The sequence below is a fragment of the Actinoplanes couchii genome, from assembly GCF_016862075.1.
In the GTDB taxonomy this organism is placed as follows: Bacteria; Actinomycetota; Actinomycetes; order Mycobacteriales; family Micromonosporaceae; genus Actinoplanes; species Actinoplanes couchii.
This window is the reverse complement of sequence record NZ_BOMG01000097.1, coordinates 14,843-32,116: the sequence shown is the minus strand read 5'-3', so window position 1 is coordinate 32,116 and position 17,274 is coordinate 14,843. Positions and strand designations below refer to the sequence as shown.

Below are 17,274 nucleotides of genomic sequence, written 5' to 3'. Positions count from 1 at the left end.
AAGGCAGTGTTGTGTCTCGCGGTGCTGTTCATCGCGGGCGCGTCGTTCGGTATCTGGCTGCAGAAGCAACGCCAGAAGTGATCGCGACCCTTCTGGCGGCGGCGTTCGCGGCCGGCTGGATCGACGCGGTCGTCGGCGGGGGCGGGCTGCTGTTGCTGCCCGCGCTGCTGGTGGTGGCGCCGCAGTTGCATCCGGCCACCGCCCTGGGCACCAACAAACTGGCGGCGATCTGCGGCACGTCGACGGCGGCGGTCGCGTACGCCCGCAAAACAAAGATCGACTGGGGGGTCGCCGGCCCGGCCGCCGCCCTCGCGCTGGTGTGCGCCGGATGCGGGGCGGCCCTGGCCGGGGCGATCCCGGCGAGCGCGTACCGGCCGGTCATCATCGCCGTGCTGATCCTGGTGGCGATCTTCGTCACCGTACGGCCGCAGATGGGCCTGGTCGAAGAACCCCGGAAACGGACCGCGCTGCGCCGGGGGATCGCGGTGGCCGTCGCCGGCGCCGGGATCGCCGCCTACGACGGCCTGATCGGCCCGGGAACCGGCACGTTCCTGGTACTGGCGTTCACCGCCCTGATCGGTGCGGACTTCGTACACGGCTCGGCCATGGCGAAGATCGTGAACACGGCGACGAACCTGGGCGCCCTGATCGTGTTCGCCGCCACCGACCACGTCGCCTGGAAACTGGGCGCCGGCATGGCGGTCTGCAACGTCCTCGGCGCCCTGCTCGGCGCGCGGATGGCGTTACGCCGCGGCGCCGGGTTCGTGCGGATCGTGCTGCTGGTGGTGGTCCTGGCGCTGATCGCCCGGCTCGGCTGGCAGCACTGGCAGCAAACCTGACGGCTGCCGGACCGGCGTCGCCGCCCGGTCTCGGGCAGGATGGGTGATCATGCGTTGCCGAAAGGACACCTGATGAGTGACGAGCTGCAGCAGTTGATCGGCGCGGTCGAGGAGCAGGAACGGCGCCTGGTGTTCCCGGCGTTCACCGAAGCCGACGCCTGGGAACTGGGATCCCTGCTGGTGCGCCTGGCGACCGAACGCGGACTGCCGGTGGCGGTCGACATCCGCCGGGGCCAGCAGCAACTGTTCCACGCCGGCCTGGCCGGGTCCAGCGCCGACAACGACGCCTGGATCGACCGCAAGGTGCGGGTGGTGTACCGGTTCGCGGCCTCCTCCTACCTCGTCGGCCGCCGCCTGGCCGCCAAGGGCGCGGCCCTGGACGCCGCCATGGGAGTGGATCCGGCGTTGTTCGCCGCGCACGGCGGCGCGTTCCCGGTACGCCTGCCCGGCGCGGGAGTGGTCGGGGTGGTGACGGTGTCGGGGCTGCCGCAGGCCGACGACCACGCCCTGGTCGTGGAGGCGATCGAAACGTTCCTGTCTGCCGACGGCAGATGACTCTCGGCGTGTCGCCGCCGGTTCGGGCAGCCTGACCGTATGCGGATTCTGATCCTGGGCGGTACCGGTTTCGTCGGCCGGGCGGTCGCCGACCTGGCGGTGGCCCGCGGTGACACGGTGACGGTGTTCAACCGGGGCCGGCGGTCACCGGTCGGCGGCGTGCACGTGCTGACCGGTGACCGCACGGCCCCCGGCGGCCTGGACGCCCTGAGAACCGGCGAGTGGGATGCGGTGGTGGACACCTGGTCCGCCGACGGCCAGGTGGTCGGTGCCGCGGCGGGTCTGCTGCGGGGCAGAGCCGGGCATTTCTCGTACATGTCGAGCCGCTCGGTGTACCGGTTCGACGACGACGACCACCAGCCCGGCCTGGACGAGACCAGCCCCCTGGTGTCCGTCGAAGATCCGGACTACGCCGGTCACAAACTACGCGGCGAACACGGCGCGCAGACGTTCGACGGCCCGGTGCTGCTGGCCCGGGCCGGGCTGATCCTGGGCCCGCACGAGGACGTCGGCCGCCTGCCCTGGTGGCTGCACCGGCTGCGCCGCGGCGGCCCCACCCTCGCGCCGGGCCCGCACGATCTGCCGTTGCAGTACATCGACGCCCGCGACCTGGCCGCGTTCCTGCTGCACGCCGCCGCCACCGGCCTGCAGGGGCCGGTCAACACGGTCAGCCGGTCCGGGCACACCACCATGGGCGAGTTCCTGACCGTGGCCACCGAGGTCACCGGCGGCCGGGCGCAACTGCGGTGGACGGATCCCGCCACGATTCTGGCGGCCGGGATCGAACCGTGGATCCAGCTGCCGGTGTGGCTGCCACCCGGGCCGCTGCACAACATGCTGCACTGCGGGGACGTGTCCCGCGCCCACGCGGCCGGTCTGCGGTGCCGTCCGATCACCGAGACGATCGCCGACACGTGGGCGTGGCTCCCGGACCAGCCACCACAGCGCACCGACCGCCCCACCCTGGGCCTGGACCCGCACCGGGAGGCACATGTCCTCGCTCAGTAGTAGAACGGCTGCTCGGCGCCCGGATCGGCCGCCACCACGTCCAGGACGGGGTCGCCGAGCAGGACACCGATCGCGGTCGGCCCGGCACCGATGCCCGCGAAATGCGGGTCGACGTCGCTGGTGAAACACCAACTCTGGTCGGCCGGCCACACGAACCCGGGCGGGGCGATCGGGAAACCGTCACCGAAGTCGGCCTCCCACGAGTCGATCGCCCGCAACGGCCCGCGCAGCAGGGCGAACTCCCGGTAGGGCAGCCCGGTCAGCAACGGCCCGGGCGGCAGGTGGATGTCGCTGTAGCCGTCCCACACCGCGAAGAAACAGTCATCGGGGGTCGCGGTGTGGGCGGCCAGCAGGTGCAGGGCACGGCGGGCCTGGTCCAGGTCATGCGGGTGATCGGCGGGCAGGTCGATGTCGTTCTCGCTCTGCCCGACGGCCGCCGGGTCCGGCACGTACCGCAGCCGGGCGTACGCACCGAAACCCTCCGGGCCCATCACGATCAGCTGGTGGGCGGCGGTCGCGGACTGGACCAGCCAGTCCGCGACCGCCATGTCGGTGCAGCGGCGCAAGGTCACCGCCGGGAAACTACACCTGCCCGGCCGCGTGCCGTCCCGCGGCGCGCCCGGAGAACAGGCACCCGCCGAGGAACGTGCCTTCCAGGGCGTTGTAGCCGTGCACCCCGCCGCCACCGAACCCGGCGACCTCCCCGGCCGCATACAACCCGGCGATCGGGTTGCCGGACGCGTCCAGGGCCCGCGAATGCAGGTCGGTCTGGATACCACCGAGGGTCTTGCGGGTGAGGATGTGCAGTTTCACCCCGATCAGCGGCCCGGCCGCCGGATCCAGCAGCCGGTGCGGGACGCTGGTACGGCCGATCCGGTCCCACACGTAACGGCGCGAGTTGTGGATGCCCTGGATCTGCGCGTCCTTGGTCACCTTGTTCGCGATCTGCGCGTCCCGGGCCTGCACCTGCGCCCGCACCCGGGCGGTGTCCAGCAGCGGCTGCTCGGTGAGCCGGTTCATGCCGGCGACGAGGCCGTCGAGATCGTCGGCGACCACGAAGTCCGCACCGTGCTGCTTGAACGCCTCCACCGGCGCCGTCGCGCCCTTGCTCAGCAGACGTTCCTTGAGGAAGGCGCGACGGTCCCCGGCGGTCAGGTCCGGGTTCTGTTCACTGCCGGACAGGGAGAACTCCTTCTCGATGATCCGCTGGGTGAGCAGGAACCACGAATGGTCGTAGCCGGCGATCTCCGGTGTGGTCCGCAGATACCGCAGGGTGCCGAGAGTGTCGTACGACGGGAAGAAGGGTGCCGGCAGACGACGGCCGAGAGCGTCCAGCCACAGCGGTGACGGCGCGGACAGGATCCGGATGCCGTGACCGGGCCAGATCGGATCCCAGTTCTGCACCCCTTCGGTGTAATGCCACATCCGGTCCCGGTTGACCAGCCGCACCCCGGCGGTCTCGGCGATCTTCAGCATGCGGCCGTCGACATACGCCGGCACCCCGGTGACCATGGTCTTCGGCGGGGTGCCGAGACGCTCGGGCCAGAACTCGCGGACCAGGTCGTGGTTGGCGCCGATCCCGCCGGTGGTCACCACCACCGCCTGCGCGCGCAGTTCGAAGTCGGCGATCACCTCCCGGCTGGAGGGCCTTCCCCGCTCGGCGTCGTCCGGGGCGAGGATCTTCCCCCGTACACCGGCCGCGGTCTGATCCTCGATGATGATCTCGTCCACGCGGTGCCGGTGGTGGAACACCAGCAGGCCCGCCTCGGCCGCACGCTGCGCCGACGCGGCGAACGGCGCCACCACCCCGGTACCGGTGCCCCAGGTGACGTGGAACCGGGGCACCGAGTTGCCGTGCCCGTCGGCGGTCAGCGAGCCGCGTTCGGCCCAGTTCGCGAACGGCATCCAGCTCAGGCCCAGCCCCGCCAGCCAGGACCGTTTCTCCCCGGCGGCGAACTCGACATACGCCCGCGCCCACCGCACCGCGTGCGCGTCCTGGTCGCCGAGGCGGTCGAAACCGGCGCTGGCCTGCCAGTCCGACCACGCCAGTTCGACACTGTCACGGATGCGGCCGCGGCGCTGCTCGGGGCTGTCGACGAAGAACAGGCCACCGAACGACCACCAGGCCTGCCCGCCCAGGTTCGCGGCGTTCTCCTGATCGAGCAGGGCCACCCGCTTGCCCGCGGCGGTGAGTTCGTGCGCGGCGGCCAGCCCCGCCAGCCCGGCCCCCACCACGATGACGTCGACGTCCACGACTTCCCCTTCCGATGAATACGAGAATTTATCGGATTCGTGGTCGTGGCGGAACACACTCACCCGCCCACTGACGGGCACACCCCCCACCGCCCGCCGCACAATGAGACCGTGCCGCACCCCACCGCCGACCCTGACGGCACCCGCGCCCAACTGGCCACCCTGCGCCCACACCTGCTGGACGCCTACGACACCGCCCTGCCCGGCGCCCACGCCGCCATCCTCGCCCGGCTGCTGACCGCCCTGGAACACGAGCCGCTCCCCGCCCTCACCGGCCGGCACCACCACAACGGACATACTCACGTACGGTTCACTCGCGCCGTCGTCACCTATCCGACCGCCGCGGCCACCCCCTTCACCGACCCCTTGCCCGCACCGGCCGCCACCGTCCACGGTGAAACGGTGACCGACCCCGCCCGGCTGACCGCCCTGCTGTGGCCCGGCAGCCCGCTCACCACGGAGATCGCCAACAGCGTCGCCAACCTGGCCCTCGCCCGCGCCGCCGCCGTCGAAGACCTCACCGAAGGCCCGGGAATCATCGAACAGTCCCTCGTCGACGGCCACCCCCTGCACCCCTGCTGCCGCACCCGCACCGGCATGACCGTCGCCGACGTCCTCACCTACGCCCCCGAACACCGCCCCGTCATCCACCTGCGCCGCCTGCTCGTCCCGGAAAACCGCTGGTACGGGACCGCACCCCCAGTGCTGCTCGCCCACCCGTGGCAGGCCGAACGACTGCTCACCGAATACCCGTGGCTCACCGACGACGGCGACACCGGCCCGGCACGCCCACTGATGTCCCTGCGCACCGTCGCACCACTCGACGGCGGCCCCCACATCAAAACCGCCGTAGACGTACAGATGACCTCAGCGGTCCGCACCGTCTCCCCCGCCGCCGTCCACAACGGGCCACGCCTGTCCGCCCTGCTCCAGGACCTGACCGCCGACCTGCCCCTGGACATCCTGGCCGAAACCGAAGCCGGCGCCGCCATCACCGCCCACGGCCCCGACCGGCGCCTGGCCCACCTGATCCGCCAGGCACCACCCGACGACGCCATCCCCCTAGGTGTACTGCCCAACCTCCTGCAGACCGTCCACGACCCGTACAGCTTCATGGAAGATCTCGCAGAAGTACTCTTCCGGCCCCTCGCAGTCGTGCTCGAACGCGGCGTCGCCCTCGAAGCCCACGGCCAGAACACCCTGATCCGGATCGTCGACGGCCGCCCCGTCCGCGCCTACTACCGCGACCTCGGCGGCGTCCGCGTCCACCCCGGCCGCCTCGGCGCCGACCCCGGCCTGCACGGCGACCTGCCCACCGACGACCTCACCGAACTACGCACCAAACTGTCCGCCGCCGCCCTGGCCACCGTCGCCCGGCAAACCATCGCCGCCCTGCAGCAGCACGCCGACCCCGCCCGCCTCTGGCAGACCATCGCCCGCGCACTGCACGGCACCGCCGACACCCAACACCTGCTCACCGACCCACTCCCGGTCAAAGCCACCACCGCCATGCGCCTGGCCACCAACCCCCTCCAGGACATCTGGACCCGCCTCGACAACCCGATGAAGGAGCACCGATGATGCGCATCGTCTCCACCGGACGGCTCGCCGCGGCCGCCACCCGCACCGAAGCCGCCCTCGCCGTCCACGCACCCCACCTGGTCGACGCGTTCACCCGCAACCTGCCACACGCCGCCGACACCGTCGGCCGACGCCTACGCGCCGCCCTCGTCCGCGAAGACCTCACCCCCCGCACCGCCGGCGGCCACCGCCACGCCTTCAACCGCGTCGAATACCCCCACGCCGGCGTCGCCGACCCCGTCGACCTGCTCACCGGCATCGACCCCACCGGCAGCATGTCCGCCGAGATCCGCAACGCCGTCGTCAACCTCGCCATCGCCCTGGCCCGCTTCGACCCGAAGATCCCCCCCGACGCCGGACCCGACCTGCGCGCCGTCCACCTCGAACGCCTCGCCGTCACCGGCCACAACCTGCACCCGTGCGGCCGCACCCGCCTCGGCTGGGACACCGCCGACGTCCTGGCCCACGACCTGGAAGCCGGCCACACCCCCATCCGGTTCGTCGCCGTCCGCGACGCCACCCACCTCGGCGACGACCTCGGCACCATCCCCGCACCACCCGGCTACCGCGCCCAACCCCTCCACGCCTGGCAGTACGACACGATCCTGCACCGCTACGCCGACCTGTTCACCGACGGCACCCTCAAACGCCTCGACGGACACATCGACGCCGTCCCCACCGCCGCCCTGCGCACCCTGCTGCTCCCCGACGGCACCTACCTCAAAGTCAGCCTCGACATCCAGGTCACCTCCACCCGCCGCAGCATCTCCGTCGCGTCCACCCGCAACGGCCCCGCCCTGTCCCAACTACTGCACCGCCTCACCGCCGACAACGACCGGCTACTGCTGATGGCCGAAACCGGCGGCGCCGCCGTCCCCATCGGTTCCGGCCGCGACCTGTCAGCCATCGCCCGCACCGGCCTCACCGGCCGCCTGCACCCCGGCGAAGAAGCCGTCCCCGGCGGGGCCCTGCCCGCCCACGACCCGGCCACCGGCCGCACCGTCCTGGCCGGCCTCGTCGACAGATCCGGCCACACCGCCGCGACCTGGCTCACCGACTACACCCGCCTGCTGCTGCCCCCACTGCTACGACTGCTCGCCGACGGCGTCGCCCTGGAAGCCCACCTGCAGAACTGCCTACCCACCTTCGTCGACGGCAAGCCCTACCGCCTCGCCCTGCGCGACTTCGCCGGACTACGCCTGCACCCCGGACGCCTGCACCAGGCCGGCCACACCATCGACCTGTGGCCCGGCTCCGTCGTCGGCACCACCGACACCGAAACCCTGCGCGCCAAACTCGGCTACACCGCCCTGCAGGCCCACCTCGGCGAACTCGTCATCCGCCTCGGCGAATCCCACAACCTCGACGAAACCACCGCATGGCGCCTGATCCGCGACGTCGTCGACGAAACCTACGACCGGCTCGGCACCCACCCCTACGCCGCCGCCGACCACAGCTGGTTCCTCGCCGCCCGAACCCCCCACAAAGCCCTCGTCCGCATGCGCCTCGCCGGCCACGGCGACCTGCACATCCCGGTCAGCAACCCACTCCATGGCTGACCTCACCGCGGCCCTGCACCGCCTGCCCACACCCCGATGCGCCTACCTCTACGACACCGACGTCCTACGCGCGCGTGCCGGTCAGCTGCGGGCCGCGGTTCCCCCACGAACCACACTGTTGTACGCGGTGAAAGCCAACGGCCACCCCGACGTCGTACGCACCATGGCCCAGCAATGCGACGGCCTGGAAGTAGCCTCCGGCGGCGAACTCGCCCTCGCCGTCACCGCCGGAGCCGACCGCATCGTGTTCGGCGGCCCCGCCAAGACCGACACCGAGCTGACGGCCGCACTGAAAGCCGGAGCACTGCTCAACGTGGAGAGCCCGCACGAACTGCGACGGCTCGCAGCACTGGGGGCGAACACCGACATCTGCCTCCGCGTCAACCGCGCCGAAGGCTCCCTCACCGGCAGCCACACCATGACCGGCACCCCCACCCCGTTCGGCATCGACGAAACCCAACTCCCGTCAGTGCTCGCCGACATCCCACCCGGGCTGCGCGTCATCGGCTTCCACCTGCACGCCGTCTCCAACAACCTCGACGGCCCCGCCCACGCCGCCTTCCTCACCGACGCCATCGACTGGTCCTTGAAAACCGCTTTCTCGTACGACATACCCCTGCGAGTCGTCAACGCCGGCGGCGGACTCGGCGTCGACTACCTCACCGACGCCTCCATCGACCTCACCCCACTGTCCTCGGTACAGGTCCCCGACGGGGTGGAACTGATCCTCGAACCCGGCCGCTGGCTGGCCGCCGACGCCGGCTGGTACGCCACCGAAGTCCTCGACCTGAAAACCACCCACGGCCGCACCTTCGCCGTCCTCCGCGGCGGCACCCACCACTTCCGGCTCCCCGCCGCCTGGGGCTACTCCCACCCCTTCCAGATCATCCCCATCGACGAATGGCCCCACCCGTACCCCCGCCTGCAAGTCACCGACACCCCCGTCGACGCGGTCGGCGAACTCTGCACCCCCCGCGACGTCCTCACCCGCAACCAACACGTCCCCCGTCTACGAACCGGCGACCTACTGGTATTCCCACGAGCAGGAGCCTACGGCTGGGACATCTCCCACCACGACTTCCTGCGCCACGACCCACCCACCTTCCTCACCCTGCCCTAGGGTTCCCGGCATGAACGACACCACCACCCCGCAAACCCTCACCGAACGCCGGCCACCATGGCTGATCGTCACCCACACCGACGACCCCTGGGTCACCACCGCCACCACCGAACTCACCGACCACGGCGGCACCGTCATCCACCTGCCCGGACCAAACCTGAACACCCCCGCGGCAATCTTCACCACCTTCGCCCGCGCCCTGAACTTCCCCCGATACTTCGGCCACAACTGGGACGCCCTCGTCGACTGCCTCAACGACTGGCACCCCCACACCACCGCCGGCAAAGGCCTCACCGTCGTCATCGACCACGCCGACCACCTGGCCCACGCCGACTTCCTCGGCATCTTCGTCTCAGTCCTCTGCCAAGCGGCCTGGAACGCCAACCGCCGCCTCGACACCGACGGCAACCCCCACGACGAACGCCCCGCCTACCCTCTGCACTTCATCCTGCTCACCGAGCAGACCACACCCGCCGCCTTCACCGACGGCGCCACCACCGGCATGGACGTCGCCGTCACCGTCACCGACGGCCGCCTGACCGCCACCCTCACCGGCCCCGACTGGCCCTGACCCCGACACACCTCAGGGACACTCTCCGGGAACCGCCCTGAGGCGCCCGGCACCCCCACACCACCAGGATCGTCCACATGACACGCATCGCGTTCCTGGCCGCACCCCTGGCAATGACCGGCTACGGCATCACCCGCATCATCGGCCGCCTCGACGACAACTACGGCCCCGGCGCCGACTGGCAGATCGCCCACGCCTTCGGCCTCGCCGGCATGCTCCTGTTCATCCCCGTCATCCTCACCATGCGACCCCTGATGAGAACCGCCGCCACCCCGGTCACCGCCATCACCCTCACCGGCCTGGCCACCACCATCGTCCAGTTCAGCGCCGACATGATCCTCGCCCTGGCCGCCACCGACCGCACCGACCTGAAAACCCTCCAACACCAGTTCGCCGACCTACCCGGCGTCCAACTCGCCGTCTACGACGTGGGCCCCATGCTGTTCTTCCTCGGCATCGCCACCATCGCGGCCCTCACCGCAGCCGCCGGAAACCTCCCCTGGTGGAGCCCCGCCCTCATGCTGACCGCCGTCCTTCTCCCGGTAGCCGACCTCAACCTGATGCCCCTGACCGGCCTGCTCATCCTCGCCGCCCTGCACCCCCTGACCCGAACCCGAACACCGATCCCGACCAGCGCCTGAACGCGCCGTCCTTGGCCGGACACGACAGCGCAGAGAAAATGGGCGCGTGCCCCACCAAAACGTGTCCCATCACGACGTGGAAACCCTGGCCGCCGGAGCACTCGACTGGATGATCCGGGCCGCCCGCACCGAAACCGACCACACCCTCTACCACGGCAAAGCCGGCCATCGTCCTCACCCTCCTGGAAGCCCACCACCACTTCCACGACGACCGCTACGCCGACACCGCCCAGCAACTCGCCACCCACCTGGCCACCACCGTCGACACCGACGACGACAGCTCCCTGTACTTCGGCCTCACCGGCACCGCCGTGGCCCTGCAGGCCGTACACACCCGCCTCGGCGACCCCACCGCCGAACGCGCCGCCACCCGGGCACTGGACCACGTCCGGAAACGGTTCGACGGACAACGCTGGGGACCGATGTTCGAACTCCTCTTCGGCAACGCCGGCATCGCCCTCGGCGCCCTGCACACCGCAAACCTCGACCTCGCCGTCCTGGCCGCCGAGCCCTACCTCATCACCGCCGACCCCACGCCGGGCGGCGTCAACTGGCCGGTCCGCCCCAGCCCACCCCGCTCACACCACATCGCCCACGGCACCCTCGGCATCGTCCACGCCCTCGCCGCCGTCGGCGCCGCCACCACACGCACCGACCTCACCGACCTGGCCCTCGCCGGAGCCGCCGACGTCATCACCCGCAACGAAGCCGGACCCGACGGCTTCCTCGTCCCGCACTCCGACCCACCACACCGGCCCGACATCATCGAACGCATCAGTTACGGCTGGTGCAACGGCCCCACCGGCGACGCCCAGGTCTTCCGGCTGCTCGCCGCACTCACCCACGACCCCGCCTGGGACCGGCTCATCGACCGCTGCTGGCACACCATCACCCACAGCGGACTTCCGCGCCGCCTGCACCCCGGCTTCTGGGACAACAACGGCCGCTGCTGCGGAACCGCCGGCGTCCTGGCCCTGGCCTGCGACCGCAACGACAAAGACTTCGCCGGCCTGCTCGTCGACGACCTGATCGCCCACGCCACCATCGACACCACCGGCGTGCGCTGGTCGAACCACGAACACCGGGCCACCCCCAGCACCCTGCCACCGCAGACCGGCTGGGCGATGGGCAACGCCGGCATCATCCGCGAACTCCTGCGCTACGCCCGCATCACCGCCGGAACCGACCCCCGGTACGCCATATCGTGGCCCGACCACCAGCAGACTCACTCGTAGCGGTACCTCAACGCGTCCGACTCCGTCTGCTCGATCTCCGCGATCGTCAACTCCGGCATCCGCAACTGCGCCAGGGTCACCTCGGCCGAACTCGGCTGCGCATCGGCCGCCAGCCACTGGTCCGGTTTCCACGCCGCACCGCGCATCAACGATTTCGGGCAGTGCGGGTACACCTCGTCGATGCCCACCACCAGCGCACTGGCCGGCGCCTTGCCCACCGGCGTCAGCTGGGACAGCAGGTCCGGGCGGGTGGACACGACCGCCCGCCCGTTGACCCGCAGCGTCGTGGTCCGCCCCGGGATCACGAACAGCAGCCCGGCCCGGCCGGTGACGACCACATTCTGCAGGGTGTCGAGGCGTTTGTTGCCCGTCGCGTCCGGGATCGCCACCGTCCGCGAATCCAGAACGGCGACGAACCCCGGCGGCCCGCCCCGCGGCGACACGTCACAGTTGCCGTCCGCGTCGACGCTGGCCACGAAGACCAGCGACGCACACGCGATCAACTGCCGGGTCTGCTCGGTCAACTCGGTCATCTGCTTGCGCACCGCCCGGTCCCCGGGCAGCTCGTAGACCTGGCGCAACCCGTCCAGGTCGGCCACGGCATCCTGCCGCAACGAGTCGAAGGCACTGGTGGTGGCGAGGGTCGACGTCATGCCCACGACCCTAGACACCGGTACCCACGTACCGGCAAATCTTTTTTGGTTTGTCGGCGAAGCCGTCCTTTTCGGTTATGACAGGGCGCTCTGCGCCTAAGCCATCCTAGGATTCTAGTATGAAAGCCACGCGGGCCCGGCACTCGGTCACGAACGCCGGGAACGTCTCCCAGTAGTAGGAGATGCCGCTCACGGCCACCGCGACGGCCCAGGCACGCGCGCGCGTGCAGGTCACCTCATCAAGATCGAGAGCTGTGCGGTACGCCTGACGAGCCGCCCGTGGCAGGTCCCAGATCGTCGCGTGCTCGGCGTCCGGCAGCCCCACCGACACCGCCCCGAAATCGATGACCGCCGCCAGCCTCCCCTCCCGGACCAGCAGATTCGTCGGCTTGAGATCCCCGTGCAACCACACGTGCCCGGCTGTGGACACCGGCAGCGCCAGCCCGGCCCGCCAGATCGCCTCGAGGTCGTCCACCTGCTCGTCCCCGATCAGCGGCCGGCACTCGGACAGCGCCCGGCTGATCCGCTCGTCACAGGGCGCCAGGTCTCCACCGCGATACCAGCTCAGCGCGGCACCGTCATGCGCGATGGCATGCAGTTCCCGCACGAACCCGGCCAGGTCGGCACCGAACGCCGCCCAGTCGCCGACCGTCGACGGCCCCGCCTCGGCACCGTCGATCCAGTCGAGGACGGCCCACTCCGCCGGATAGTCAGGTGACGGTTCCCCGACGTACCGAAGCCGGGGAATTTGCAGTGTCAGACCCACCGCGAGCCGCGGCAGCCACCTGATCTCCTTGCGCAGCGCGTCCGTCCGGTTCACCGTGCGCGGCAACCGGACCACCAGGTCGTCGCCGAGCCGGAACATGGTGTTCTCGGTGCCCGCCCCGGCCGGCCGCAGCGGCAGGTCCGCCCACCGCGACGGCAGCAGCCGGCGCACCAGCGCCACGTCGACGGCGATCTCGCCCTCATGCAACCCCATACAAAACCCCTCCCGTTATGTACGCTCGTACACATGACCACGATGCGCGACCGCATGCTCGCCGGCGAGCTGTACCAGGCCGACGACCCCGACCTCGCCGAAGCCCTGCTCACCGCCCAGGACCTCACCGCCGCCTACAACACCACCGGCGCCCGCGAGCCCGCCGAACGCCGCCGCATCCTGGAAGAACTCCTCGGCCACATCGGCGACGACGTCGACATCCGGCCACCGTTCCGGGTCGACTACGGCCGGCACATCAGCATCGGCGCCCGCACCTTCGCCAACTACGGCCTGATCGCCCTGGACGTCGCCGCGATCACCATCGGCGAAGACTGCCAGATCGGCACCAACGTCCAGATCCTCACCCCCACCCACCCGATCGAACCCGGCCCCCGCCGCGACAAATGGGAAGCCGCCAAACCCGTCACCATCGGCGACAACGTGTGGCTCGGCTCCGGCTGCATCATCCTGCCCGGCGTCACCATCGGCGACGACACCGTGATCGGCGCCGGCGCGGTCGTCACCAAGGACCTGCCCGCCGGGGTGGTGGCCGTCGGCAACCCGGCCCGCGTCATCCGCGACATCACGTGAGACGCCCCCGGCGACACGACCCGCACCGCCGCGACCGGCTCATCGACGCCGCCCTCGCCGTCATCGCCCGCAACGGCGTCGCCGGCACCACCCACCGCGAGATCGCCCGCGAAGCCGACGTCCCCCTCGGATCGATGACCTACCACTTCGCCGGCCTCGACGAGATCCTCGCCGAAGCCTTCACCCGCCACGCCAACTCGATCGCCGAGATCTTCGACGCCCGCCTCGGCACCGCCCGCACCCGCACCGAAGCCGTCGAAGCCGTCATCGACCTGGTCACCGACGACCTGCTCTCCCCCGCCAACGACATGGTGCTCACCGTCGAGCTCTACGTCGCCGCCGCCCGCAACCCCGTCCTGCGCGCCGTCACCCAGGCCTGGATGCAACGCAGCCGCGACGCCCTGGAACGCCACTTCGACCCCGTCACCGCCCGCGAGGTCGACGCCCTCATCGAAGGCCTCACCCTGCACAGCGCCCTCTCCACCGCCCCGATGACACCGGCCCAGATCCGGCACGCCATCGAGCGGTACCTAGCACCGGAGTAACTCATGACCACCCCCAGCCGGCAGGTACGCCACGCGCGCGCCGCCGTCGCCGCCCTGTTCCTCACCAACGGCGCCATCTACTTCAACGTCGTACCCCGGTTCCCGCAAATCCGCGACGAACTCGGCCTCAGCAACGTCGCCCTCGGCAGCGCCATCGCCGCCATGCCCGTCGGCGCACTACTGGCCGGGCTCCTGGCCGGCACCCTGATCCGCCGCTACCGCTCGGCCCGCCTCGCCGCGTTCGGTGTCGTGCTCACCACCATCACCAGCCTGGCCATCCCGTTCGCCCCCAACGCCGTCGCCCTCGGCGCCGTCCTGTTCGTCTTCGGCGCCGTCGACTCCATCATCGACGTCGCCCAGAACACCCACGGCCTGCGCGTCCAACGCCTCTACGGCCGCTCCATCGTCAACTCCCTGCACGGCGTCTGGAGCATCGGCGCGGTCATCGGCGGCCTGATGGGCTCCGCCGCGGCCGGCCTGAACCTGTCCCTGGGCCTGCACCTGACCATCTCCGCCGCCATCTTCACCGTCGTGGCCCTGGCCGCCTACGCCTTCCTGCTCCCCGGCCCCGACGACTCCCCCACACCCGCCGCCACCACCGTCGAAAAAGATCAAAAGACAACCACCACGATTGCCGTACGCCTCCTCGCGGCCCTGGGCATCCTCGCCGCGTGCGGCGCCCTGGTCGAGGACGCCGGCGCTTCCTGGGGCGCCATCTTCCTCACCGACGAACTGAACACCGACGCCGCCACCGCCGGCATGGCAGTGGTGGCCATGCAGGTGGCCATGACCATCGGCCGCCTCACCGGAGACCGCGCCGTCGACCGCTTCGGCCAGCGAACCGTCGTCCGCACCGGAGCCGCCCTGACCGCGGCCGGCATGGCAGCAGCCCTCGCCTACCCCACGGTGGCGACGGCCCTGGCCGGTTTCGCCCTGGCCGGCCTGGGCGTGGCAACCCTGGTCCCCGCAGCCATGCACACCGCCGACGAACTCCCCGGCCTGGCCCCCGGCACCGGCCTCACCGTCGTCAGCTGGCTGCTCCGAGCCGGCTTCCTGATCTCCCCACCCCTGGTCGGTTTCCTCGCCGACCAGACCAGCCTCCGCATCGGCCTGCTGACCGTGGTGGCAGCCGGCCTGACCACCATGGCCCTGGCCCGAGTCCTGGTGAACCACACCACCCCCACCCCGGCCGACACCTGAGCCCAGCCACCGCCGGATCCGCCACGTCGGCGGATCCGGCATTCTCACCACATGCGACCGGACGGCTGGCACCTCACCGAAGACCTCGACGACTTCATCAGTGACACCACCGCATTCCTGCGCTCCCGGCCCGCCCTGCACACCATGGCCCTCACCAGCATCGAGAGACTGCGGGTCCGCGGGCAGACCACCCCCGCCACCCTCCTCGGCCGGCTTCACCAGGGCGGCCAGGTCCGCGCCACCTTCCACCAGCCCCCGGGCCGCGGCCCGGCCCTCACCCCGCTGACCCCGGACCAGGCCGACTCCCTCGCCGCCCACCTGATCGCCACAGGCCACCGGCCGCCCTCCGCCGGCGGCGACCGGAGCACCGCCGAGAACTTCACCGACGCCTGGCGGCGACACACCGGAACCACACCCACCGTCCGGGTACGCCTGATCCTGCACCGCCTCGCCACCCTCACCCCACCGCAGCCGAAACCACCCGGCCGGGGCCGCCCCGCGACCGCAGCCGACCACGACCACCTCCTGCAGTGGTGCCGGGACCTGGCCGTGGACCTGCACGAGGACGTCACCGTCGACGACACCACCTGGCCCGGCACCCGCTTCGCCGAGAAGACCTACACGTTCTGGCAGAACCCCGACGGCGAAGACGTGGCGATGGCCGGCGTCACCCCGATGATCGGCGGCCAGATCCGCGTCGACCCCGTCTACACCCCGCGACGACATCGCCGCCACGGCTACGGAGCCGCCGTCACCACCGAGGTCACCCGCGCCGCCCTGGCCGCCGGGGCCACCGACGTGGTCCTGTTCACCGATGCCGGCAACCCCACCAGCAACGCCCTCTACCGCCGCCTCGGCTACGTCCCGCTCACCGACTGGGCCGTCTACGACCTGGGCTGATCCACCGCCAGCACGATCTTGCCCTGAAGGTGGCCCCGCGCCGCCCGCACATGCGCACCGACCGCATCCGACAGCGGGAAGACACTGTCCACCCCCACCCGCAGCACACCGGAGTCGAACAACCGCCCGATCTGCGCCAGCTGCGCCCCGGACGACCGCACCTGGATGTTCGACACCGTGATGCCCCGCCGCTCGATCTCCACCGGGTCGTACTCGGCGAAGAACACCGGCAGCATCGTGCCACCGTCCTTCAGCACCGGCAGCAGATTCCCGCCGACCGCGTCCACCACCACGTCGACATCCCGGACCACGTCCACCGCCCGCTCCCTGGTGTAGTCGACGAACTCGTCGGCACCGAGATCTCGCAGGAACTCCTCGTGCCGCCCCGACGCCACCGCCACCACCCGGGCGCCCTTCCACTTCGCCAACTGCACCGCGAAGTGCCCGACCCCACCGGCGGCACCGTTGACCAGCACCGTCGTCCCCGGCCCGAGCGCCACCGGCCGGTGCACCCGCCCGGTGAACGGCGACGGCACGTCATGCCCCAACTCGACCAGGAACTGCCACGCCGTCAGCACCGCCATCGGCGCACCCGCCGCCCGCACATGATCAAGACCGGTCGGCTTGCGCGCCAGATCAGCGGCGGGAGCGGCCACGTACTCCGCATACCCCCGCCCCTCGAATCCCGGGAACCGCAGCATCCCGTACACCTCATCACCCACCACAAGGTCGGAGACTCCTGGGCCGACCGCCTCGACCACCCCGGACACGTCGGTCCCCGGCGTCAACGGGCACGACAGCTCCGGCCGCATCTCCGGCGGCATCACCGTCAGACCCTCCCGCAGGTACCAGTCCGGCGGATTGATCCCCGCCGCACGCACCCGCACCAGCACCTCTCCCGCCCCGATCGCCGGGACCGGCACCTCCTCGTACCGCAGAACCTCCGGACCGCCGGCCGCATGGAACCGAATCGCCTTCATCACGCCTGTCACTTTCTCGCCGGGAATCTCGCACCCCCAGTCAAGCCCCGGCCCGGCACCACCG

General features: G+C 71.0%; 18 protein-coding genes. 13 read left to right on the top strand and 5 right to left on the bottom strand.

What is annotated here, in order from left to right:
• Positions 1-77 precede the first annotated feature (77 nt).
• From Aco03nite_RS38865 to Aco03nite_RS38855, 3 genes are all read left to right on the top strand, one after another.
• A complete protein-coding gene (locus Aco03nite_RS38865) occupies positions 78-839 on the top strand; it encodes a sulfite exporter TauE/SafE family protein (RefSeq protein ID WP_203805516.1) in 762 nt (253 codons plus the stop codon).
• Positions 840-911: 72 nt separating this feature from the next.
• Complete coding sequence (locus Aco03nite_RS38860; RefSeq protein ID WP_203805515.1) at positions 912-1,394, top strand: heme-degrading domain-containing protein; 483 nt, start codon at positions 912-914, stop codon at positions 1,392-1,394.
• 39 nt (positions 1,395-1,433) lie between these two features.
• Positions 1,434-2,402, top strand: a complete 969-nt coding sequence (locus tag Aco03nite_RS38855; RefSeq protein ID WP_203805513.1) for an NAD-dependent epimerase/dehydratase family protein — start codon at positions 1,434-1,436, stop codon at positions 2,400-2,402.
• Here Aco03nite_RS38855 and Aco03nite_RS38850 read toward each other — a convergent pair.
• A complete protein-coding gene (locus Aco03nite_RS38850) occupies positions 2,396-2,974 on the bottom strand; it encodes a hypothetical protein (protein WP_203805511.1) in 579 nt (192 codons plus the stop codon). The genes Aco03nite_RS38855 and Aco03nite_RS38850 overlap by 7 nt on opposite strands.
• A 10-nt stretch (positions 2,975-2,984) precedes the next feature.
• A complete protein-coding gene (locus Aco03nite_RS38845) occupies positions 2,985-4,655 on the bottom strand; it encodes an FAD-binding dehydrogenase (protein ID WP_203805509.1) in 1,671 nt (556 codons plus the stop codon).
• A gap of 111 nt (positions 4,656-4,766) precedes the next feature.
• On the opposite strand from Aco03nite_RS38845, the gene Aco03nite_RS38840 reads away from it, so the two are divergent.
• The 6 genes from Aco03nite_RS38840 to Aco03nite_RS38815 all read left to right on the top strand — a co-directional run bounded on the left by Aco03nite_RS38840 (position 4,767) and on the right by Aco03nite_RS38815 (position 11,362).
• The gene (locus Aco03nite_RS38840) at positions 4,767-6,236 is read left to right on the top strand and encodes an IucA/IucC family protein (RefSeq protein ID WP_203805507.1); all 1,470 of its coding nucleotides are present in this window, start codon (positions 4,767-4,769) and stop codon (positions 6,234-6,236) included.
• Positions 6,233-7,795: an IucA/IucC family protein gene (locus Aco03nite_RS38835; RefSeq protein ID WP_203805505.1), complete on the top strand. Its 1,563-nt coding sequence runs from the start codon at positions 6,233-6,235 to the stop codon at positions 7,793-7,795. The genes Aco03nite_RS38840 and Aco03nite_RS38835 overlap by 4 nt, the downstream gene beginning before the upstream one ends.
• Entirely contained in the window at positions 7,788-8,915 is a 1,128-nt protein-coding gene (locus Aco03nite_RS38830) for a type III PLP-dependent enzyme domain-containing protein (RefSeq protein ID WP_203805503.1), read from the top strand. Before Aco03nite_RS38835 ends, Aco03nite_RS38830 begins: the two co-directional genes overlap by 8 nt.
• 10 nt (positions 8,916-8,925) lie before the next feature.
• Positions 8,926-9,486 carry a barstar family protein gene (locus Aco03nite_RS38825; protein ID WP_203805501.1) on the top strand — a complete coding sequence of 187 codons (561 nt, stop codon included), beginning with the start codon at positions 8,926-8,928 and terminating at the stop codon, positions 9,484-9,486.
• Between the two features lie 77 nt (positions 9,487-9,563).
• Positions 9,564-10,127: a hypothetical protein gene (locus tag Aco03nite_RS38820; RefSeq protein WP_203805499.1), complete on the top strand. Its 564-nt coding sequence runs from the start codon at positions 9,564-9,566 to the stop codon at positions 10,125-10,127.
• Between the two features lie 167 nt (positions 10,128-10,294).
• Positions 10,295-11,362, top strand: a complete 1,068-nt coding sequence (locus tag Aco03nite_RS38815) for a lanthionine synthetase LanC family protein (RefSeq protein ID WP_275415949.1) — start codon at positions 10,295-10,297, stop codon at positions 11,360-11,362.
• Here Aco03nite_RS38815 and Aco03nite_RS38810 read toward each other — a convergent pair.
• Positions 11,353-12,015: an MSMEG_1061 family FMN-dependent PPOX-type flavoprotein gene (locus Aco03nite_RS38810; RefSeq protein WP_203805495.1), complete on the bottom strand. Its 663-nt coding sequence runs from the start codon at positions 12,013-12,015 to the stop codon at positions 11,353-11,355. The genes Aco03nite_RS38815 and Aco03nite_RS38810 overlap by 10 nt on opposite strands.
• Positions 12,016-12,121: 106 nt before the next feature.
• Positions 12,122-12,994: an aminoglycoside phosphotransferase family protein gene (locus Aco03nite_RS38805; protein ID WP_203805493.1), complete on the bottom strand. Its 873-nt coding sequence runs from the start codon at positions 12,992-12,994 to the stop codon at positions 12,122-12,124.
• Between the two features lie 33 nt (positions 12,995-13,027).
• On the opposite strand from Aco03nite_RS38805, the gene Aco03nite_RS38800 reads away from it, so the two are divergent.
• From Aco03nite_RS38800 to Aco03nite_RS38785, 4 genes are read left to right on the top strand one after another with little or no spacing between them, the layout of a single operon-like run.
• Positions 13,028-13,585: a sugar O-acetyltransferase gene (locus tag Aco03nite_RS38800; protein ID WP_203805491.1), complete on the top strand. Its 558-nt coding sequence runs from the start codon at positions 13,028-13,030 to the stop codon at positions 13,583-13,585.
• Positions 13,582-14,130: a TetR/AcrR family transcriptional regulator gene (locus tag Aco03nite_RS38795; RefSeq protein WP_239145795.1), complete on the top strand. Its 549-nt coding sequence runs from the start codon at positions 13,582-13,584 to the stop codon at positions 14,128-14,130. Before Aco03nite_RS38800 ends, Aco03nite_RS38795 begins: the two co-directional genes overlap by 4 nt.
• Before the next feature lie 3 nt (positions 14,131-14,133).
• Positions 14,134-15,330, top strand: a complete 1,197-nt coding sequence (locus Aco03nite_RS38790; RefSeq protein WP_203805488.1) for an MFS transporter — start codon at positions 14,134-14,136, stop codon at positions 15,328-15,330.
• 51 nt (positions 15,331-15,381) lie between these two features.
• A complete protein-coding gene (locus Aco03nite_RS38785; RefSeq protein ID WP_203805486.1) occupies positions 15,382-16,230 on the top strand; it encodes a GNAT family N-acetyltransferase in 849 nt (282 codons plus the stop codon).
• Here the strand turns inward: Aco03nite_RS38785 and Aco03nite_RS38780 are convergent.
• Positions 16,215-17,210, bottom strand: coding sequence for an NADP-dependent oxidoreductase (locus Aco03nite_RS38780; protein ID WP_203805817.1), 996 nt, complete (start codon positions 17,208-17,210; stop codon positions 16,215-16,217). The genes Aco03nite_RS38785 and Aco03nite_RS38780 overlap by 16 nt on opposite strands.
• Between the last annotated feature and the right edge of the window lie 64 nt (positions 17,211-17,274).